Annotated in this window: 24 protein-coding genes; 19 read left to right on the forward strand and 5 right to left on the reverse strand. The window is 32.8% G+C overall.

Features of this window, described 5'->3' with window-relative positions; genetic code table 11:
* Positions 1-172 precede the first annotated feature (172 nt).
* The 8 genes from AVL50_RS07260 to AVL50_RS07295 all read left to right on the forward strand — a co-directional run bounded on the left by AVL50_RS07260 (position 173) and on the right by AVL50_RS07295 (position 5383).
* Positions 173-625, forward strand: a complete 453-nt coding sequence (locus tag AVL50_RS07260) for a hypothetical protein (RefSeq protein WP_062615820.1) — start codon at positions 173-175, stop codon at positions 623-625.
* A 110-nt stretch (positions 626-735) separates the two neighbouring features.
* Positions 736-1173, forward strand: coding sequence for a hypothetical protein (locus AVL50_RS07265; protein ID WP_062615821.1), 438 nt, complete (start codon positions 736-738; stop codon positions 1171-1173).
* Positions 1170-1511 (forward strand): hypothetical protein, encoded by a 342-nt coding sequence (locus AVL50_RS07270; protein WP_062615822.1) that lies wholly within the window; start codon positions 1170-1172, stop codon positions 1509-1511. The genes AVL50_RS07265 and AVL50_RS07270 overlap by 4 nt, the downstream gene beginning before the upstream one ends.
* Before the next feature lie 217 nt (positions 1512-1728).
* Positions 1729-2388, forward strand: a complete 660-nt coding sequence (locus AVL50_RS07275) for a hypothetical protein (protein WP_062615823.1) — start codon at positions 1729-1731, stop codon at positions 2386-2388.
* Between the two features lie 299 nt (positions 2389-2687).
* On the forward strand, positions 2688-3329 hold the full coding sequence (locus AVL50_RS07280) for a hypothetical protein (protein ID WP_157491191.1): 642 nt from the start codon (positions 2688-2690) through the stop codon (positions 3327-3329).
* 224 nt (positions 3330-3553) lie between these two features.
* Complete coding sequence (locus AVL50_RS07285) at positions 3554-4147, forward strand: hypothetical protein (protein WP_157491192.1); 594 nt, start codon at positions 3554-3556, stop codon at positions 4145-4147.
* A gap of 288 nt (positions 4148-4435) precedes the next feature.
* On the forward strand, positions 4436-4678 hold the full coding sequence (locus tag AVL50_RS32900) for a hypothetical protein (protein ID WP_157491193.1): 243 nt from the start codon (positions 4436-4438) through the stop codon (positions 4676-4678).
* Between the two features lie 117 nt (positions 4679-4795).
* On the forward strand, positions 4796-5383 hold the full coding sequence (locus tag AVL50_RS07295) for a hypothetical protein (RefSeq protein WP_062615827.1): 588 nt from the start codon (positions 4796-4798) through the stop codon (positions 5381-5383).
* Positions 5384-6006: 623 nt separating this feature from the next.
* Here the strand turns inward: AVL50_RS07295 and AVL50_RS07300 are convergent.
* The 4 genes from AVL50_RS07300 to AVL50_RS07315 form a co-directional block, all read right to left on the reverse strand.
* A complete protein-coding gene (locus AVL50_RS07300; protein WP_062615828.1) occupies positions 6007-6711 on the reverse strand; it encodes an AAA family ATPase in 705 nt (234 codons plus the stop codon).
* A 149-nt stretch (positions 6712-6860) separates the two neighbouring features.
* A complete protein-coding gene (locus AVL50_RS07305; protein WP_062615829.1) occupies positions 6861-7430 on the reverse strand; it encodes a trans-aconitate 2-methyltransferase in 570 nt (189 codons plus the stop codon).
* 41 nt (positions 7431-7471) lie between these two features.
* The gene (locus AVL50_RS07310; RefSeq protein WP_062615830.1) at positions 7472-8107 is read right to left on the reverse strand and encodes a hypothetical protein; all 636 of its coding nucleotides are present in this window, start codon (positions 8105-8107) and stop codon (positions 7472-7474) included.
* Positions 8091-8582 carry an RNA polymerase sigma factor gene (locus AVL50_RS07315; protein WP_062615831.1) on the reverse strand — a complete coding sequence of 164 codons (492 nt, stop codon included), beginning with the start codon at positions 8580-8582 and terminating at the stop codon, positions 8091-8093. Before AVL50_RS07315 ends, AVL50_RS07310 begins: the two co-directional genes overlap by 17 nt.
* 170 nt (positions 8583-8752) lie before the next feature.
* On the opposite strand from AVL50_RS07315, the gene AVL50_RS07320 reads away from it, so the two are divergent.
* The 4 genes from AVL50_RS07320 to AVL50_RS07335 all read left to right on the forward strand — a co-directional run bounded on the left by AVL50_RS07320 (position 8753) and on the right by AVL50_RS07335 (position 12300).
* Complete coding sequence (locus AVL50_RS07320; RefSeq protein ID WP_062615832.1) at positions 8753-10138, forward strand: cation:dicarboxylate symporter family transporter; 1386 nt, start codon at positions 8753-8755, stop codon at positions 10136-10138.
* Positions 10139-10154: 16 nt separating this feature from the next.
* Complete coding sequence (locus tag AVL50_RS07325; RefSeq protein WP_157491194.1) at positions 10155-10463, forward strand: DUF6150 family protein; 309 nt, start codon at positions 10155-10157, stop codon at positions 10461-10463.
* Positions 10464-10990: 527 nt separating this feature from the next.
* Positions 10991-11305 carry a hypothetical protein gene (locus AVL50_RS07330; RefSeq protein ID WP_062615834.1) on the forward strand — a complete coding sequence of 105 codons (315 nt, stop codon included), beginning with the start codon at positions 10991-10993 and terminating at the stop codon, positions 11303-11305.
* A 527-nt stretch (positions 11306-11832) separates the two neighbouring features.
* Positions 11833-12300 carry a hypothetical protein gene (locus AVL50_RS07335; RefSeq protein ID WP_157491195.1) on the forward strand — a complete coding sequence of 156 codons (468 nt, stop codon included), beginning with the start codon at positions 11833-11835 and terminating at the stop codon, positions 12298-12300.
* Positions 12301-12455: 155 nt separating this feature from the next.
* On the opposite strand, the gene AVL50_RS07340 is transcribed toward AVL50_RS07335, so the two are convergent.
* Positions 12456-13103, reverse strand: coding sequence for a peroxiredoxin-like family protein (locus tag AVL50_RS07340; RefSeq protein WP_062615836.1), 648 nt, complete (start codon positions 13101-13103; stop codon positions 12456-12458).
* 197 nt (positions 13104-13300) lie between these two features.
* Here AVL50_RS07340 and AVL50_RS07345 point away from each other — a divergent pair, with 197 nt between their 5' ends.
* The 7 genes from AVL50_RS07345 (at position 13301) to arsA (ending at position 18982) form a co-directional block, all read left to right on the forward strand.
* Positions 13301-13795 carry a DUF1648 domain-containing protein gene (locus AVL50_RS07345; protein ID WP_062615837.1) on the forward strand — a complete coding sequence of 165 codons (495 nt, stop codon included), beginning with the start codon at positions 13301-13303 and terminating at the stop codon, positions 13793-13795.
* Between the two features lie 118 nt (positions 13796-13913).
* Entirely contained in the window at positions 13914-14429 is a 516-nt protein-coding gene (locus tag AVL50_RS07350; protein WP_062615838.1) for a hypothetical protein, read from the forward strand.
* Positions 14430-14496: 67 nt separating this feature from the next.
* On the forward strand, positions 14497-14997 hold the full coding sequence (locus AVL50_RS07355) for a hypothetical protein (RefSeq protein WP_062615839.1): 501 nt from the start codon (positions 14497-14499) through the stop codon (positions 14995-14997).
* Positions 14998-15079: 82 nt separating this feature from the next.
* Positions 15080-15412: a helix-turn-helix transcriptional regulator gene (locus tag AVL50_RS07360; RefSeq protein ID WP_062615840.1), complete on the forward strand. Its 333-nt coding sequence runs from the start codon at positions 15080-15082 to the stop codon at positions 15410-15412.
* 31 nt (positions 15413-15443) lie between these two features.
* Positions 15444-16064 (forward strand): hypothetical protein, encoded by a 621-nt coding sequence (locus AVL50_RS07365; protein ID WP_062615841.1) that lies wholly within the window; start codon positions 15444-15446, stop codon positions 16062-16064.
* A 29-nt stretch (positions 16065-16093) separates the two neighbouring features.
* Positions 16094-17182: an ACR3 family arsenite efflux transporter gene (gene arsB / locus AVL50_RS07370; protein WP_062615842.1), complete on the forward strand. Its 1089-nt coding sequence runs from the start codon at positions 16094-16096 to the stop codon at positions 17180-17182.
* Positions 17183-17209: 27 nt separating this feature from the next.
* Complete coding sequence (gene arsA, locus AVL50_RS07375; RefSeq protein WP_172826786.1) at positions 17210-18982, forward strand: arsenical pump-driving ATPase; 1773 nt, start codon at positions 17210-17212, stop codon at positions 18980-18982.
* Positions 18983-19379 lie beyond the last annotated feature (397 nt).

Raw genomic sequence — 19379 nt, forward strand, 5'->3', positions numbered from 1 at the left:
TATTGGGTAGATTCTTATGAATATCAAACAAAGAAATCCATCGGTAAGCCGTATGAGGGAAAACTTCACGTACGGTTTGATGAAGGGGGTTCTGATAGTTTTCTCAATATGATTACATTTATAATTATTTAAACTGAGAGAGCTATCAGGCTCTACTCTACTAAAACATTATATGGAATATTATATATACTTCAAGACATCTAAATTAAGACCTGATTTCCGTTTGGTTTGTGAATGGGTTTCTGAAAACATACACAACGTAGATACAGAAGGAGATTCTCATAATCCAGCAAGTAAAGAATGGACTTGGCTCTATTTGTCCAATCGGAAAATTGAAAATGAATATGCCGAAATTGTACAAACAAAGCAGAATTCTGAAGTCTATGAAATAGAATCTTCCAAAGCTGAATTTGGTTACTTCCTTGCCTATTTCCTGAGTATTGAAACCAACGCTCTTATTGCTTTTGACGACAAGTTTGAAAAAACTATTGAACTGGAGGACTTAAAACAAAAGATAGCGAACTACAACATAGATAAATCCTTGAAAAGGACAGAAAATAGTATTTGGAGAAAGGCAACACTTGAAGAACCCTACCCAAATGAAGAACCGAACTGCATAATATGAAAATATACGGATTAATAATATTGACTTTTTTATTTCATTCCTGTCATTCGGAGTCGGAAAAGCTGTTTTGGATAAACGAAAACACAGAACATCGAAGTGATTTTTTGTACATGGCAGAGTCAACAAATGCATTGCCGATTTCAGCTGATAGTGTTCGATTTTTCTTGAATTGGGCTGAAATCAAAGAAACTCGACTTCTTGAATCTGATATTTTTACAAATGACACAATATTACCTGAGCCTGCAACATTCAAAGACTTTGGAGAGATTTATAAGACTGATAACTTTAGACTACATGTAATATTCAGAGATGGAAATGATACTATTGGTCGAGATTATAAATTTATGCTTAGAACCTACTCGCAAGATTGGAAAATAATTGACTCTTATGATTTGGCGATTTGGAATAGAAGAGCAGACAAGTATTGTTTTGGCTCAATTAATAATAAGCTGATTATTGGGAGAAAATGTATAAACTCTGATTTTGTGGAAATAATGCAGATTGCTGGTAATGGAAAAATAATTGCGACCTCGTTTCATAAACCATGAGAAATATAATTCGATACATATTCCTAATAGGAATCATTTGTTTATCATGTTCTGAAAATCACAGAATTGATTTTGATTCAGAAATATGGAAAAACTGGGTTGAAACAGAATCAACAATGTCGTTAAGATGGGATATGAGAAAAGACTTGCTTAAAAAGCATAAACTAATTAACCTTAACGAAAGAGAAATAATTGAATTGCTTGGAGAGCCAGAACAAAGATACAGTAACACATACCAATATAACTTGGGTGTGGCTAGACATGGAATTGATTATGGAACCCTAACAATTGAGTTTGAAAATGAAAAAGTTATTGACTTTAAAATATCAAGAGGATAAGGAACAACTGGCTACAACAATGTATAAAAAACATAAGTGGCTCAGTGGTTTACAGGACTTTGGTACATTTAATCAGCTACTAAAAATCTGTAATTTGGTAGGTTGTTTTAAAACTTTTTTATAGCAAAACGCAGATTTGGCTCAGTGCAACTTGACAGGTAAGAACTTCGAAATCACTTATGTTTCTTATACTTAACGTTGTAGCATATTAAAAAATATGGAAATAGAAATATATATAACAGTAATCCTAATTGGAGCAATCATTTGGTTTGTTTCAAAGCGTTACTCAGGACATTTGTCATCACTAATGCATCAAGGCTTTAATGTGAATAAAAGCAATATCACTAAATCAATATTTTATCATGAAGATGATTACCTTCAGGTAGAAATAGTTCCTAATGAAAACTTTAAAGAATTAATTTCTCAAGCAGAAAATATTAAATATTTTGAAGGATCAAATTATACAGAAGATGGTTATAAAGATATAATTGTAAGAGATGAAAAAGAGTATCTATTGAAACAAAGAGAAATTGATCCAAAAAATCTCGACATAATCTTTTCAAAATTAAGTTTAGATAGATCTGAAGAAATATCTACAGGAATAATACCAGGAGAGTTTATTTGTAAAGATACTATTGGATACGGAGAGGATTACAATGGAATATTCTTCAATTATAAAACTGATTATGTAACAAATATTTGGGTAGTTGGTACACCCGATGTTGAAAAAGTAAACTTAATACAAGTGCTGAATGAGATTGGTGTAAAGTGGAACTTACTATTAATGGATTGGAACACACTTGAATTAATTGATTTAAAGAGTATAGAACATATTGAAAAATATCTATCTGAAAACATGCTACAACAACAGAGCTAATCTCCATGTTTGGGTAATGCGTCCTCTCGTAGTTTAGCCATCACTTGGTCTTTAGTTTTGAATTTCACAAACAAGGAACAATACAAGCTGAAAGGGATAAAATGAAAGACAGCATCTTAGAAAAATATAATTTCCCTATCTTGCGTTTTGGTACAAATGAAAGTAAGGAGAAAGATAAATTGATCAATAAGCTCAATGAACTTTAGGGTTTGAAGTCAACAGACTGCTTCAAAAAATAAGACACAAGTAACGACTTCATCTTAATACTTGTGCCAGTTAGAAATTAATAAACTATTGAAATGATGCTCAGATTAAAGACTATATCCACTACAAATACTAAAGAATATGAGTATTTATTTATTGATGAGTTTAATCAAAATAAAACCTTCTTATCCAGTAATCCTTTTTTATTAGAGGTGGAACATGATTATCATGAGAATATAAAATACCTCTTTAAGTTGGATAAATATAGGTTCTATATTTTGGCTACTGTTTTTCTAGTAGATGTTTTGGTAAGTTATTTTTTTGAATATACAAGTAATTTAAAATGGTATACAGATTTTATTGCGATAACTATTTCTAGTCTATGTATCTATAGAGAATCTATTTATTGTAAGAAATTTTATGAAGATTATTCAATAAAAGATATAAAAATACTGGGTGTATACGAAAAAAGTAGTGAAGATGGAGTTTCCTATAAAGTGAAATATCAATATGAACAAAAGGAGCAAGAAATAGTTAATGAGTTTTCAACATCCAATAAAAATTTCAGAGAAAAAAAATACTTTGCTCAAGTATCTAATCAATATCCATTAATACATTGTTTATCTCATAAGGATGAAAGTTTTTTTCCTATGAAAGATATAAAGGTTTTAATACCTATCGTCTTATTAGTATTCTTAAGTTTTATAAAATTGATTTTTAATTTACTTTATAGTTGAGACTTCTAGTATTCAAACTCCCTCACTATTCGTAGTTTCAAGCCGATAGGCATTACTATGTATTTCATTATTGTTTAAGTTTATAACTTATAAAAGTAAAAAACAGTATTAGGCCTATTATGTTATAAGTCAAAGACTTTGGACAATTACTAGTTCTCAGTAACGCCTATCGTCTTAATACTAAGAACAGAAGAGATTAATAAGCTGAATGAATTACACCATTAATGATGAACCATAAGTACTTATTTATAATATATCTATTGACTTTCACTTTGAGTTCGTGTACCAACACAAATAAGCATGAATCAATAAAGATCCTAGAAAGTCATAAAGGGTATCCTAAATTAGCGACCTCATTTAAAGAACTTCATAAAGTTGATAGAAACTTTATAACAGAAAACTATGCTCATAACTTTTGTGAAGGACAATTTGACTGCCTCATCGATGTTGGAGAATTTAAAAATGTACATCTTATAGCAAAACATGAGAACTTATGCTGTTTATGTGTACCTGTCAGAGAATCTTTTGATATTTTAATCAATAAAGAAGGAAAGTATTTGTCTGATAATATGCTTATAGATAATGTTGAGGAAATCAATCATCAAATTTCTAAATATCTGGTGTCGAGGAATCAAGATTATAATTTCATACAAATCCTCTATGACACGTCTAGTTCAGAAGAGGTATTAGTAGGGGCAATTGAACAGATAGGAATTGGATATAAGAGTTATTTAAAAAATCAATCAGATTCAAAACTAACAATTGATGAATTAAAGGAAGAGTACCCTTTGAAGTTGACAATATTTAGATCTTTATAAAAACTATAAAACGGAAGAACATTTTTTCAACCAATTATTCAAGTCATAAAAATGAAGGAAAGAATAGCTTCAAAAGCGCAATTCCTCCTATTGATTCTCTTTGTAATTAAGTTGATAGGAGTTACAATTGATCAATATTGGTATGTGACATATGGATATCTTAGTTATTCTAATTTATCATTAGAACTAATACTATCTATAAAGCAGTTACTATTGACCTTTACTGAGCAGTTAGTTCTATTGATAAGTATTTTGTCCCTGTTTATCAGGTCAAAATATAGTTTAATAATGATAAACCTTTTTTCTTATTTAAGTGTATCAGGAGGTTTATTCAAGATGTATTCTGAAAGTAACATTGACTTAGGTTTAGGCTTTTTAATATTTGGATTAGTTTGTGTCGTTTTGGGTAATTCAAAAAATACATTGAAAAGCTATGGAATAGGTTTCCTATCAAAACAGCAATTTTTTCAGAACCTAATATCTTTTGCAAGTATGGGGTTATTACTGTTCTTATTAATTGCAGTTTTGTAGCCCTGATTGCTATTTTAAAAGAGAAAAATTAACTTGTAAAAGCCATTTTCAAATGGTCTATCATGAAATTAAAATGACAAACTTGTCATATGCTTTTAACAATTAAAAGATTTACTAATGCAAACAATTGATTATTTAAAACAAACTATTACATCTGGTATTAAATTCATGTCCTTTTCGGAGCCAGAAGATATTGACAATAAATCATTTCCGAATGAAATTGTTGATATAATCAAAAATTATGGAGCAAACTTCCTCCTTAATGGGCAGGAGATTCATATTCATTTAGATTATCATGATTTTAATGGATTAGTGAATAATGGAATTGAAATTTCTAATGACGGTGCAGGTAATACTTGGGTAGTTGAAGTTAATGAAAATTTAGAATGCGAAGCTGTTTATTTCTGTTGTCATGATCCAGCTTATTTAGAAAAGCAATCTGATTCATTGTATGAATTTTTTCAGCAAGTTATCAGAGATGAGGTTTTGGACATTGAAGGAACAACAATAGAACCGATTAAGGAAATTGATCCTAATTTATTGAACGAGTTTTCAATTGATGAGAAAAGTAAACTTAAAGAAAAAGTTTTAATCGATTTTTCATCCAATATGACAGCTGGAGATAGTTTTGATTGGGATGAATTTGGTGCAAATACAATTATAGTGAAACATAAGAAAAAAGAAATGTGGTTATTAATGAAGTAACTCTGTTTTCTTTCTAGTAGTCAATAGGCTTCTTCAGAAAGGTACTACTGACAACTTCGTCTTTTAACAATGCAGGTTTCTCTGCACCTTTCAATATACAAGTACTTGGACAAAAGAAAAGGAAAAATAATATACGTGCACTATGACCAAAGTTATGGGCTGGTGATGTTGACTCCACCAACACTAAAGTGTTGCTTACGTTATCAATCTTCAAGACTTTAGCCTTGATTAGGTTGTTGTATCACCTGCCCATAGTTTTAACTATAGTACAAGAAACATTCGTTTACTTTTGTCCTAGATTAGCCGTACCAAAGAAAGTTTTAGAATATTTATTGTATTTAGAAATCAGGAGATTTCTGATGATTTGTAGGACACGAATGATGCTTACGCTTAACATTCGCGGCAGTAGGCTTTTTACTTAATATGTTTAGCGCTTCTCCCTTCAAAGCCTTGAATTTTTTGCTTCAAGAAAAAATGAAGAAGCTTGGAAGTAGGACCTTAATGCTTGCAGAAATGCCAATTTACAGTTGATGATAATTTGTACTTAAAAACATAGTATGCTAAACCGAAACGATTTAGCATACCAGAATCTTTGATGTCAAAAAGTGTTGTGTGTAATAAAACTATACATTTCTGAGCATTTCATACTCTTTCATTTTTACAAGAGTATATAGCTCATCAGCAAGAGCATCGTTAGAGATATTTTCTCTGTCGATGATTTCATCATAGGTAATTGGAACAGCTTGGGATATAAATTTCAAGAAGTTTTTACGTCTTTTAGCTTTACGTTTTACCACTTCTATAGCGTAGTTTTTTGGAAGATCGTTTTTGAGTGCATATTGTGTTGAACGGTATTGGTCAGAGGCTTTAACTTTAATTTTAAGACTATTATCCAATCCTTGAGCAAAAAAGCTTGCTCCTCTTCCTAAGAAGACTACATTACCTCTTTCAAGGTATGAATTGATAACAGTTTGTAAAGCACCTCTTAGGTTGTCGTCTAGTTTATCATGGTAGATATCCAAGCCGTACATAATTTGCTCGAAGATGCTTTTGTTTTGAATAGGTACAAACTCATTCAGCTTATCAATGCCTACTTTGAGCTCTTTTGAAATTTGATATAACACTGTTTTATCAATTAATTTCCAAGGCCTCTTCAGCATATCAAACCCCACTTGCTCATCATTAAGTTGTTGTACTAATTTTTCAGCGGCAGGTCTAATGTTTGTTCCAAACTTCCTAGACAGTGTAACAATCATTCCTTTTGATTCAGGAGTTTTAACTTGTCTATTTTCTATATCTATCAGGTAATTATAAATATCGGGTTCCATGGCTTTATTATTTTTAGTTGTTCTGGTTATTAATTTATATATGTAAATATTACACTTAAAATGGAATTTTCCGCTAACCAATATCACTAAAAAAAGGTGACTTCATGCAAATGGAGTCACCTTGAATGCTTTGAAATATATTTTTGTAATTATTTTTTCTTTGCAATAATTATGATCGAATCCTCTTCTTCAAACTCTTTATAAACTTCAATTTTTAAAATATCAAACTGTTCCTCATAAAGTTCTTGAAGTGTTTCTTCCGATTGATAGTTGACAAAAAGCCCTTTGAATATTTCATCACCTTCACCCTTCCAGTAGGAGTGGCAGATAATACCGCTTTTGTTCAAAATATCACTATGCTTTTCCAAAGATTTTTTGATTTCTTCATCCGTAAGGTGTTGCATTACCTTATTGGCGTAAACTCCATCAAAACGAAGAAAAGTATCTAAAGTAATAGCGTCAAGATGAAGGAATGTACCTGCAGGGTTATTTCTTTTCAGGTATTTTACAAACTCCATTGAATAATCAGAACCCACAGCTGTAAATGTCTGACTTAAAATTCTCCAATCTGTTCCTGGGCCAGAACCTAGTTCCAACAACATGCTTTGAGGTGCAAGATGTTCTTTTAACTTTTCAATTAGTGGTTCACTATTGACTTCCTTGGCCATGTTGATGTATTCCTCAACTCCCTCTTTACTCAAATAGTACGTTCCTTCCATTTAGATTAATTTTAGTTCTTGGGATGTTCCTTAACATCCTCTTATTCTTCATTCCTCAACTCCTCCATTTCTGCTATCATTTCTCTGAGCTTTTTGAACTGGGAACCATAGACAAGGTTCATATCAAAATAATAGATCTTTCTAGCAAAAACAGAAAGAAGAACTGCTCCAATCGCTACCATTATTAGGCCCATTTTGGGTATTCCCCATATTAATGATGCGGAATCATAATGGTTTATTATTTCTTGCTTCAAAAATGTTTCCCAAACACATAAAGTCGAGATAATAAGTACTAATGGATAAACGAATCTATAAATTTTTGTATAACCATTAATTGTATTTTTCAACCAACCGTCAAATTGTTTGATATAATCATAACTTGTATTAGTTTTTTCTAATCCTTTGAGTACTTTTAGCTTTTTTTGACCATAATAAACCAAATACCAAAGTGATAAGCTAAGGATCATTCCCAATCCTAAAACATTGCCTACTAACCCAAGAAATAGAGGGCCAAACGCAAAGACACCAATAGCCCAGAGGTTGATTTTAAAATCTCGGATAAATTTGTCGACAAAATTGATGGATTTCTTTTCATAAAGTGCATTGATTTTGGGTGCCACTAATGCTTCTTGATTGATAAATCCTTTTTTCCAAATGCTTTCAATTGACTTTTCCATGTAATAATTTTTTTAAACGTTCTTTAATTCTTTTGATTCTAACCCCAATGTTGTTTGAAGTTGCGTTAAATGTTTCAGCAATTTCCTGATAGCTTTTTTCTTCCAAGTAAAGTAGAATAATAGCTCTGTCTATTTCAGACAGCTTGCGTATGGCATCATAAAGAAGAGAGAGGTCTTCGTCTTGAAATGCTTTGCTTTCCTCTTCCATTTCTGGAGGCAAATAATCGCTTGCAAAATTCTGGACGTTGTTTTTCTTCTTTTTGAGTAATGTCAGGCAGACATTGACCGCCAACCTGTACACCCAAGTAGACCAATCAGACTTTTGTTGGAAATTGTCTTTACTCCTCCATATCTGCAGGCAGACTTCCTGATAATAGTCTTCAAAGTCCTCTTGCGTGTTGGTATAAGCACGGCATATCTTAATGATAATTCCACTATGAGGCTGAATGTATGTTGTATAAAAATCACTGCTCACAATTCTTTTTTATTTGATTAGTGGCCCAAACCGAAAATTATTACACCCTTGGGAATTTTTTTTTGAAAACTTATAATTGAAATCAACTTCAAACAAATACTAATTCCAGTAATTTGTGATTTTTTTTCAGTACATTTCTCCACCATTTAAGATTATCAAAAAAAAATTACATGTATTTAATCATAGCTTTAATAGCTTTTGTAGGCCTCCTCGGTGTCTTAAAACTTTTATCGGATAGAAAAATAAAATTTCATTACCGCAACCTTTCAGCCATTGGATTAGGAATCATTTTCGGTTGGGGACTTTTCGAATTCTTACCTAAAGAAACTTACCAAGAATTACAATATTATATGAAAACGGTTTCGAATGTGTACATCCGTTTTCTGAAATTAATGATTGTCCCAATTGTATTTATAAGTATCACCTCTACTCTGGTGAACTTGAATAAAGAATCAAATATTGGGAATAGAATAGGCAAGGTGATTGCTTATTTTGTGGTTTCCATCACTGGAGCCGCTTCTATTGCTTTCATAATGGCCAATTTCTTTAATTTTTCTTCGTTGATAGATGTTTCAAAACTTTCCGAAGAAAACATTGCTCAAGGATATGCTAATAGAATTGAAAGTATTGGTGATGCCTCACTCGGCAAAGTGATCTATGGTTTTACACAGAAAATACCGACGTCAATTTTTGAAGCATTTTCAGAAAATAACATTATTGGAACGTTATTGATTGCGTTGCTGATTGGCTTGGCAATTCGTAGAATGGAGCAACGTAAGCCAGAAGAAATGGGACGAATTATCCGTCTTTTGGACAGCACAAAAATCATTATCAATTCCATCACAATGACTATTATCAAATTGACGCCTTATGGTGTGTTCTCTTTGATGACCATTGCGGTGTCCAAAAATGGACCTACTTTGTTCGGTGATTTAGCCATTTTCATAGGTGTCTCTTATTTGACTATGGCACTGATTTTTGGAATGCATATGCTAGTACAGCTTACAGTAGGGAATAATCCTGTGAAACATTTTCAGAATCTGTTACCAGCAATAATTACAGGGTTTTCAACACAATCTTCAGGAGCAACACTTCCAGTAACCATTAACTCTCTAACTGAAAGAAATGGAGTAGATACAGAAACGGCAAATATCGCGGCTTCATTAGGTACAACCATGGGAATGAATGCCTGCGGTGCAATGTGGCCTGTGTTTATGATTATCTTGTCAGTGGGAGTGACCAATGCATTAGGAATTCAGCAGATTGATATTATGTCTCCTGGAGTAATTATCACCATGTTTATTGCTGTTACAATTTCTTCTTTTGGAATAGCAGGTTTACCAGGAACAGCTTCTTTTGCCGCTATTACAGCCATGACAATTATGGGGATTACACCAGAAGTAATGGGAATGGTTTTAACTTTTGTATTATCAGTAGATTCATTAATAGATATGGGGCGTACAGCCACTAACATTTTCGGTGTTTCATCGGCTGCTACTTTTATCTCAAAAAAAGAAAAACAAATGGATATGAAAGTATTTAATCAAGCTTCATAACTAAAAGAATGAAGATATGCTGTTTTGTAAAAATATTTTATTGAAATTCTGCTTTTGCATCTCATTATTAGCCTTAGCAAGTTGTGAATTGATGGGAGAAGTTAGTGCTGATAAACCTCGTGTAATTATCGTTGCAGAGCAGTGGAAAGCAGATTATGTGGTTGTATCAGTAGATCAGGCTTATAAAGCGGACAAAGTTATTTCTTCAAAATCATGGGAGACAACAGCAGATTGGATTTTGGTGGATGAATTATACAAGGCCGATTTGAAAATCTATCTTACATCAGAAAGTTATAAAGCTGACTACAAAGTGTATTTTAAGTAGAAAACTTAAAACTGTGATTTCTTTTGTGGTCCTTAACAATTATTATACTACCTTTACATTAAAGAAACTTTAATGGTGTTACCTTTGAGGTTCATTCATTCAAGGTATTGAACAAATAATTAACCACGGGTTAATTTAAAAATATATCGAAGTATTCTGCCTAAGTGCGCATGCGCAAAAAAGGAAAGAACGCTTTCCGGGAGGTGTCATTAATTTGGCACCTCTTTTTTTTGTCAATTTTTTAAAGAAAACTATAGACTAATTTTTAAAAATTGATGGTGTGTAGAAATTAAACAACCTCTTTCATCAGCAAAGTACGAATGTCGCTTAACATTATTGATTAAAAATTGATGAATAGTCATTCTATAATGTACTGATAATCATCTCTGTTTAAAATATTCGCAATTAATGATAAAAAAATAAACATTTAATTTGTTTAAAAAATAATCATTATCTAAATTTGAATTATCAAACGATCACAAAGTGATTGTAACCAGTTAGAGTTTGTAATTTAAACAGAATATATAATGAGAAATTTCATAATCACCATGTTGATAATGTGCTTATTGAGCTTCACAAATAATGCAATTTCTGAAACGTCTCCAAAAGCACCTTTAGCAGAATCTGCAAAAAAAGAAGTAAGTAGTAAAAGAATCATTGCTAATAGTTATACCATTAATGTAGGAAGAGGCGCTACATATTTTGGCATCTCAAAACAGTTGTCTCAGGTGGCAGGTGTCAATTGGTCTTGGGAGTTGGTAGATACGGTGAAAGATTATCATCAGCTGAAGTATAAAGATGAAGTCCTAAAGCCTAATCATAAATTTACGGTTTCGTTGTAAAAGCAATTATACCATGTACGTTGTAGTCTAGTTTTATTCATCTTATAAAATCAAAATAATGGCGGACTAAATGCGGACTTCAAAACCTTAATTTTTTGCTGTGGCAAAATAAGGAGAGGTGAAAATAGAAGTAGTTTTCTAAGTTATATCCTACTTCTCAATCATAACAGCGTTTGCTTCTTCATCTAAATTTCAACAAGTTTTGCACACATTTGAATACTAAAATTTTTCTATAAAAAGCATTGAAAACATTCATAACCCAACTACTATTTTTCATAGTACTAACCATGATTTAGTACCCACAAGATCTTACTACTATCAAACAATCCAGAAGTAGAAAATAAGGGAGAATCATTTTGGATTAATTTGATAGTAGTTTTCTTTTCTTACAAAATACCTACTTGTGGGTATAGTGATATTAAGTATTCTATATTAATTTGTATAGAGTTGATAAACAATGTGGTATGGCATGTTTTGTGCGATTTATTACAAAACTAATTCTCACCCTTAACTTAACTATTGTACTTATGAAAAATCTTATAATAACCCTAATGCTACTCTTTGGGGTATGCACCTCAATTAATGCTCAGGCTATCTATGTATGTAACCAATCCAACAATGCAGATTTTAACAGTTTACAAGATGCCATTAATCAAGCTTCACATGGCGACAGTATTTATGTAAACCTGTCTCATGAAAGTTATGGTGAAATCTCCATCACAAAAAAAGTGGTCCTTATAGCCAAGAGGATTTTTACGCACGAATCAAATAACGCTTCTGCCAAGATTGATAAAATAATCTTAGAGAAAATCATAGATGATAATTCAGATGCATCTCACTCTGTAATACATGGATTTGAAATCAATCATTTGATGACTATTGCAGATCCAGGCAACTTTGTAAAGAATGTGACTTTGACTAGTAATCAGCTGAATTATAGACCCAATACGCATTCAACGGAGACATGGAAAATAGCAAACAATAAAAAAAATTAATCTAAAAATGAAGCAGTATAATGCTTCTTAAAAATATAAACGGTAAACTTTTTTTCATTAGCTCTACGCCCAAACTGTACGGGCACATACAAAGAAGGCCTTTCGATTCATTTCGAAAGGCCTCTCTTACTGTATGAAAATCTGTAATTATATTTTTAGATACTTTCTAGTGCTGCTAAAATGTCTTTCACACTCATTCTTCCTTTATAATCAGGATCATAATGCTTTGCGATAATTTTACCATCTTGACCAATGATAAATGTAGCAGGAACTGGTAAAGAAGCTTTTTTGATCGAATTTATCTTCGTTAAATCTTTTTCATATTTCTGTAACATCTCTTGGTATCCTTCATTGACATCAAACGTCACTTGGAAACCATTCATGATGTCAAGTTTTGGATCACCTACTAAATCAAAATCAAACCCTTTTTTTGAAGCAAAAGCAGCAAAGCGTTCTTGTGTTTCTGGAGTGACAGCTACAAAAGTAGCCCCCGCTTTCTCAATCATACTCAATGAATCATTGACATTGATAAGGTGTTTTGCACAATATGGACACCAGCTTCCTCTAAAAAAGTTGACAACAACAGGCCCTTTTTTTAATGCCTTTTTAAGATCGAAATTCTTATCGTCTTGTGTTTTACCATCAAATAGGAAAGCATTGTCTCCAACTTCAAGTCCGGGTTGTAAAGATGATACAACAACACCGTATTTTTCATAAACAGCTTTTTCTTGTGCTGATACCATTGTACCTGCCAATAAGAAGCCAAGTACAATACTGAGAGTTAATTTTAAGTTTAATTTCATAGTTTAAAAATTTGTTTTTGACTGATGGGTCAAATATAGCTTTTTATTTTTCCTATTTCCAACCCCAAGGAGTATTTAATGATAATGAGTAGTAGAATATGCTCATTTAACTGAATATTTGACGATTATTAACAGATGTTTACACGTTGAGGACGTATAGTAATAGGGTTACTTTCTTCTCTAGCTTAACAATTATCATGAAAAATCAACCAAAAATTAAATTGAACTTAACCAATAAGGATAAAACCGTAGAGATAATAGCAATTCTAGTACTCTTATTGATATGGTTGTTACCACTGATGGTGTATGAAGAGCTGCCAAATGAAATCGCAATACATTTTAATGCTCAAGGAATCCCTGACAATTACGGTCATAAGAGTACGTTGTTTATACTGCCTGTGGTTTCTTCCTTGTTATTTATATTACTAACAGTACTCAATAAATATCCGCATACTTTTAATTACCCAACAGTGATTACGGAGGAAAATGCTGAAAGACAGTATATGCTGTCCACTCGTTTTATGCGTTTTCTCAAATTGGCCATTTTGATTGTATTTCTGGTTATTGTCTATAAGACTATTGAAATGGATCCAGAGGGATTGGGTGTATTTTTTATGCCTTTTGTATTGCTTATTACCTTTGTACCCATCATTATTTACCTTGTGAAAGTGATGGAAAAAAATAAAAGTTGATTGGGTTTATATCAGTTTTTGATTTTAAATGCAAAGTCGAAAATGAAGATTTACCATAAAATAATTTTGTCTTGATACTTATTTCTTAATTTGAAAAAAAAACAATCAATCTGTTCAGATGAATTCAAGCAAAACAGCATTAAGAAGCAAAATTGGAATAGCTTTAATAGTAATGGGATTTATATCGCCCGTGATTGGCTTATTAATCCCTTTCTTTAATTTATCATCAACACTTACTACTTCCCTTGTCGCGGTATTTATGGTAGGAGGCCCAGAGGTTTTTTTAGTAATAGGTACAGCATTGGCAGGAAAACAAGGCATTACTTTAGTTCAGAACAAGCTAAAAAGAATGTTGGGTTTACCTGAAGGAAGATACCCAGCTACAAAAAGACAATACAATTTGGCATTGTTTATTATGTTTATGTGGCTGATATCACTTACAGTACCCTTATATATACCAGGTTTTATGGAACTATTACACCTTGATCAGTTGATGTGGTATTATTATTTGATTATAGATCTCTTATTCATTGTGGCATTCGTTTTCTTGGGGGGACATCAATTCACCACCAAATTTGCAAGATTGATCACCTGGGAGGAGTGGGAGTTGCCGGAGAAAAAAACGGACAATTAATAAGTACAAATAAGATAGGGATTCAAGACGTTGAGCACGCTTTTCTTTTTGTAAAAGTGAAAATATTATGTTCAAAAAAATCCTTATTCTATTTTCGATTATCTTCTTTTCAGCTACTGTTTATGCACAAGAAAAGTGTAATGCTATCTCATTCTCCGTAAGTAGAGGAGTGAATATGACAAATGATAATCCTTTTTATGGTTTAAGTATGGATTACTCGAGATCCATTAAAAATTCCAATTTTTCTACTGGAATGGCTTTGATGTGGGATGAGGAAAAAGAACCCAATAGATATGTTCAAAATTTAACAGTGGCAGTTACAGCAGGATATAAAATCAATGATAAATGGTCTATTGGTTCAGGTATTGCTAAAGGTTTTTTGAATAATGAAAATGAACGTAGAGACTACCAATTTAATAATGGAGATTGGTCTACAGGATTGACAGCCACTTACACTTTAAAAGTAACGCCAAAGCATGTTGTTTCTCTAACTTCATCACTTGAATACAATATCACCCAACAAGAATATAGTCTATCTTTTGATCTGAATTACACTTTACCATGGTGATTATGATTCATTTATGAAGCGTTTACTTTTTGTTAACATTGAAAATACATCAATCTATATTTAAATATCGTAATATTGCGATATGGGAATAACAAAAGTAGATGGGTTCACTCCTGAAGTAACTCAAATGGCGGAAATATTAAAAGCATTGGGGCACCCTGCAAGGCTTGCCATCATGGAATATTTGATTAATAGTCCAGATTGCATCAATGGTGATCTTGTGGATCATTTGCCACTTGCTCAATCTACAGTTTCAAGACATCTTTCAGAGTTGAAGAAAGTAGGCTTGATCAAAGGTACAATTACAGGAAATTGCATTTCCTATTGTATCAATGAGGAGGTATGGAACAAAATAAAAGTGTTCTTCAATTCTTCGTCAGACCAGATCACACCCGGTAAAAGCTGTGCTTGTTAATTAGAATTTATTTTTAAAAGAATATATAAAAATGGAAAACACAACGGTATCAACATTAGAGCAGTACATTACTTCAGCAAAAGAAGAGTTTCATTTAATCTCAGATGAGAGAAAAGCAGCTCTTGAAGTAATTTCAAACTTTGTAAAAATGAAGTTAGCAGAAGACGGCTTAGCAAACTTGATTCTAATTTGTACCCACAATTCAAGAAGAAGCCACCTTTCACAAGTGTGGACACAAGTGGCGGCTTATCATTATGGTTTTTCTGATGTATTTGCGTACTCAGGTGGTACAGAGGCAACAGCTTTATTCCCATCGGCTGCCAATGCATTAGAGAGAGCAGGATTAACTATTCAGAAATTATCGGATGAGGCTAACCCTGTGTATGCAATCAAATATGATGAGAATCAGCCAGCAATTATTGGATTCTCAAAAAAATATGATCATTCATTCAATGCTCAATCGGGTTTTGGAGCCGTAATGACATGTGGGCATGCAGATGCTAACTGTCCATTTATTCCAGGGGCAACAAGAATTTCTCTGCCATTTGAAGATCCAAAAGCATTTGATGGTACTCCGGAGCAAGAAGACAAATACGATGAAAGATGTCGTCAAATTGCTAGAGAATTATTATATGCTTTCTCAGTTATTTAATCCATTTCGTTTATAAAACTTCCATAACAATGAATAAGGAATTAAATCTAGAGGCGCAAGATCCATTATGTCCTCAGAAGCAACCAAAGAAACTTTCTTTTTTAGATAGCTATTTGACACTTTGGATTTTCTTAGCCATGGCTATTGGTGTAGGTATTGGCTACTTTTTTCCAGGTGTTGCAGATTCCATCAATGATATGTCAGTTGGGACAACCAATATTCCACTGGCAGTCGGTTTGATCTTAATGATGTATCCTCCATTAGCAAAAGTAAAGTACGAAGAGATGGGTAAAGTTTTCACGAATGTGAAAGTACTTACAGTTTCATTGGTACTGAACTGGATTGTTGGTCCGATTTTGATGTTTGCTTTAGCCTTGGTTTTCTTGCATGACTATCCAGAATACATGACAGGTTTGATTTTAATTGGACTGGCAAGATGTATTGCAATGGTGGTAGTATGGAATGATTTGGCAGAAGGAAGTTCAGAATACGCAGCAGGGTTAATTGCTTTGAACAGTATTTTTCAGGTGCTTTTCTACAGTGTTTATGCTTATGTATTCATTACAATTTTACCTCCTTTATTTGGGTTTGATGGTACAGTGGTGGATATTACTATGGGACAGATTGCGGAAAGTGTATTTATCTATTTAGGTATTCCTTTCTTAGCAGGATTTTTAAGCCGCAAGATCATGATCAAAGCGAAAGGTCAAGAATGGTTTGAAAAAGAATTTGTGCCAAGAGTATCACCTATTACATTGATTGCATTATTGAGTACCATTGTAGTAATGTTCTCACTAAAAGGACAAATGATTGTAGAAATTCCAATGGATGTTGTTCGAATTGCTATTCCACTTGTGATTTACTTTGTGGTAATGTTTGTGGTAAGTTTTATGCTGGCTAGGTATTTTGGCGCTGATTATGAAAAAGACGTATCCATTGCATTTACAGCTACAGGAAATAACTTTGAATTAGCGATTGCAGTGGCAATTGGTGTTTTTGGAATCAACTCCGGTCAAGCCTTTACAGGTGTGATTGGCCCTTTGGTTGAGGTGCCAGCATTAATTGCTTTGGTGAATTTAGCCTTTTGGTTCAGGAAAAAATATTATACAAACAAATAAATAGGAAAGGTAATCCGCATAAAAAGTGTGGATTACCTTCTTTTGACTTTTATGGACTTCAGAGATACAAAATTCTTATTCTTTACAGGAAAAGGAGGAGTAGGAAAAACTTCATTATCAAGTGCAACGGCGGTTCAATTAGCAGATCAAGGTCATAAAGTATTATTGATCAGTACAGATCCAGCATCTAACCTTACAGATGTACTGGCGACAGAAGTGGGTGATAAAACTATAGCCAAACATCCTGATTTAACTACCTTATCTACAATCAATATTGACCCAGAAGAGGCTGGTGAATCGTATAAAAATAGAGCGATTTCTTCTCTAGGAATGCTTGCTACACCAGCTTACAGAAATAAAGTGAGAGAACAGCTTTCAGGGGCTTGTACGGTTGAGATTGCGTCATTTGATGAGTTTACAAGGTTCATTTCAGGAGAGGCGAATCCAGAGGCCTATGATTATATTGTTTTTGATACAGCACCTACAGGTCACACTTTGAGACTACTGGAATTGCCAGATGCATGGAATGATTTCTTAGATCATAATGAAGGAGCTTCTTGTATAGGGCCATCAAGTGCTTTAAAAAGTAATCATAAGCGTTACAAGGAAGTGGTGGATGTACTGAAAGACCCTGAACAAACTACTTTCTATTTAGTAGCAAGAGCGGAGGAAACTTCTTTAAAGGAAGCGGCTAGGTCTGCAAAAGAACTGTCTGAACTGGGAATGTATAATCAGCGTTTGCTTCTAAATGGAATTTATTCACCTATTGATTTGGAAGATGAATACGCAGCTCAGATTTCAGAAAATGCAAGATATCAACTAGAAAATCTTCCTGAGGTTCTACTATCGTTACCAAGAGAAGAATTTCCTTTATTGCCTTATAATATTTTAGGTCTAGAAAAATTGCGTTCTGTTTTTTCAAAAGAGAAACAGCAATTAATATTAGAAAATGAGCAAACTGAAGGTTTTGAAATAGAGGAAACACCTGACTTTACAGCTTTAGTTGATGATCTTGAAAAAGATGGCCATGGTTTGATCATGACAATGGGAAAAGGTGGTGTAGGTAAAACGGTAACTGCATCAGCTATTGCTATTTCATTAGCAAATAGAGGACATAAAGTGACCTTGACGACCACTGATCCTGCGGCTCACTTAGCGGATTATACAGGTCAAGTAGTGGATCTTCCAGAAACATTAACAGTGGAGAGAATCGATCCAAAAGTTGAAACTGAAATCTATATTGAAAAAGCAGTTGCTCAGAGAGGGGTAGGGAAGACTGAAGATCAAATAAAATTGATCAGAGAAGATTTAAATTCTCCTTGTACAGAAGAGGTGGCTGTGTTTCATGCATTTTCTAAAGCCATTAGAAGTGCAAAAAGACAGTTTGTAGTGGTAGATACAGCTCCAACAGGACATACATTATTATTATTAGATACTACGGGCAGTTATCATAAACAAGTAGTCAAACAAAGTAATATTGATGTTTCTAAATTACACACTCCTTATCAAATGATACAGGATCAAAACATCACAAAAGTAATCTTAGTAACATTGCCTGAAACGACTCCGATCAGGGAAGCAGAAAGTTTGCAAAGTGATTTAAAGCGAGCGTCAATTCATCCATATGCCTGGGTTGTCAATCAATCTTTACCTACCAAGGTGAATTTTTCAGACTCAATTTTATTGCGAAAAAGAAAGCATCAGCAACAATTAATATCAGAGTTGAAGTCTGTTCAAACAAACAAGGTGTTTCAAATAGACTACATTAAAGAGGACAAAATTATGGCTGAAATGCTTTAAAATAAATTGCATTTTTTTACACAAGCCTTAAAGTGAGAGAGATACAATCACTTTAAGGCTGTTTTGTTTATTTGAAAAAAAGTTCCCATATCTTTAAAAAATGTTTCTAATTATTTTAATAATTCAAAAAAATAAAAGACTTTTACGGTATACTGTGTAAAAATGATGATGATCACACTAGTGATATTATAATTGATTCAATACAAAACTTAATTTTTTACGAACAAAATATACTCTTCACGAAATCAAGTAATATGCTGCGAAATAATTTTGGAACGATCTCTCTGTATGAGGGATTTTGGATTAAAATGGGTTTAGTTTTACATCAAAAATGTTGTCTGAACAACTAATCCCTAAACAATGTTCGGTAGAACACTTCATTCTCATAAATGTGAAT

Source organism: Flammeovirga sp. SJP92 (assembly GCF_001583495.1).
GTDB lineage: Bacteria > Bacteroidota > Bacteroidia > Cytophagales > Flammeovirgaceae > Flammeovirga.

Bases quoted from the DNA above. Each gene is read 5' to 3' on its own strand.
- AVL50_RS07305 (WP_062615829.1), bottom strand. From the start codon at position 7,430: ATGGAAGGAACGTACTATTTGAGTAAAGAGGGAGTTGAGGAATACATC.
- AVL50_RS07320 (WP_062615832.1), top strand. From the start codon at position 8,753: ATGTATTTAATCATAGCTTTAATAGCTTTTGTAGGCCTCCTCGGTGTC.
- arsB (WP_062615842.1), top strand. From the start codon at position 16,094: ATGAATAAGGAATTAAATCTAGAGGCGCAAGATCCATTATGTCCTCAG.
- AVL50_RS07275 (WP_062615823.1), top strand. From the start codon at position 1,729: ATGGAAATAGAAATATATATAACAGTAATCCTAATTGGAGCAATCATT.
- AVL50_RS07325 (WP_157491194.1), top strand. From the start codon at position 10,155: ATGCTGTTTTGTAAAAATATTTTATTGAAATTCTGCTTTTGCATCTCA.
- AVL50_RS07350 (WP_062615838.1), top strand. From the start codon at position 13,914: ATGAATTCAAGCAAAACAGCATTAAGAAGCAAAATTGGAATAGCTTTA.
- AVL50_RS07260 (WP_062615820.1), top strand. From the start codon at position 173: ATGGAATATTATATATACTTCAAGACATCTAAATTAAGACCTGATTTC.
- AVL50_RS32900 (WP_157491193.1), top strand. From the start codon at position 4,436: ATGATAAACCTTTTTTCTTATTTAAGTGTATCAGGAGGTTTATTCAAG.
- AVL50_RS07335 (WP_157491195.1), top strand. From the start codon at position 11,833: ATGAAAAATCTTATAATAACCCTAATGCTACTCTTTGGGGTATGCACC.
- AVL50_RS07355 (WP_062615839.1), top strand. From the start codon at position 14,497: ATGTTCAAAAAAATCCTTATTCTATTTTCGATTATCTTCTTTTCAGCT.
- AVL50_RS07365 (WP_062615841.1), top strand. From the start codon at position 15,444: ATGGAAAACACAACGGTATCAACATTAGAGCAGTACATTACTTCAGCA.
- AVL50_RS07295 (WP_062615827.1), top strand. From the start codon at position 4,796: ATGCAAACAATTGATTATTTAAAACAAACTATTACATCTGGTATTAAA.
- AVL50_RS07285 (WP_157491192.1), top strand. From the start codon at position 3,554: ATGATGAACCATAAGTACTTATTTATAATATATCTATTGACTTTCACT.
- AVL50_RS07300 (WP_062615828.1), bottom strand. From the start codon at position 6,711: ATGGAACCCGATATTTATAATTACCTGATAGATATAGAAAATAGACAA.
- AVL50_RS07270 (WP_062615822.1), top strand. From the start codon at position 1,170: ATGAGAAATATAATTCGATACATATTCCTAATAGGAATCATTTGTTTA.
- AVL50_RS07340 (WP_062615836.1), bottom strand. From the start codon at position 13,103: ATGAAATTAAACTTAAAATTAACTCTCAGTATTGTACTTGGCTTCTTA.
- AVL50_RS07280 (WP_157491191.1), top strand. From the start codon at position 2,688: ATGATGCTCAGATTAAAGACTATATCCACTACAAATACTAAAGAATAT.
- AVL50_RS07330 (WP_062615834.1), top strand. From the start codon at position 10,991: ATGAGAAATTTCATAATCACCATGTTGATAATGTGCTTATTGAGCTTC.
- AVL50_RS07310 (WP_062615830.1), bottom strand. From the start codon at position 8,107: ATGGAAAAGTCAATTGAAAGCATTTGGAAAAAAGGATTTATCAATCAA.
- AVL50_RS07265 (WP_062615821.1), top strand. From the start codon at position 736: ATGGCAGAGTCAACAAATGCATTGCCGATTTCAGCTGATAGTGTTCGA.
- AVL50_RS07360 (WP_062615840.1), top strand. From the start codon at position 15,080: ATGGGAATAACAAAAGTAGATGGGTTCACTCCTGAAGTAACTCAAATG.
- AVL50_RS07345 (WP_062615837.1), top strand. From the start codon at position 13,301: ATGAAAAATCAACCAAAAATTAAATTGAACTTAACCAATAAGGATAAA.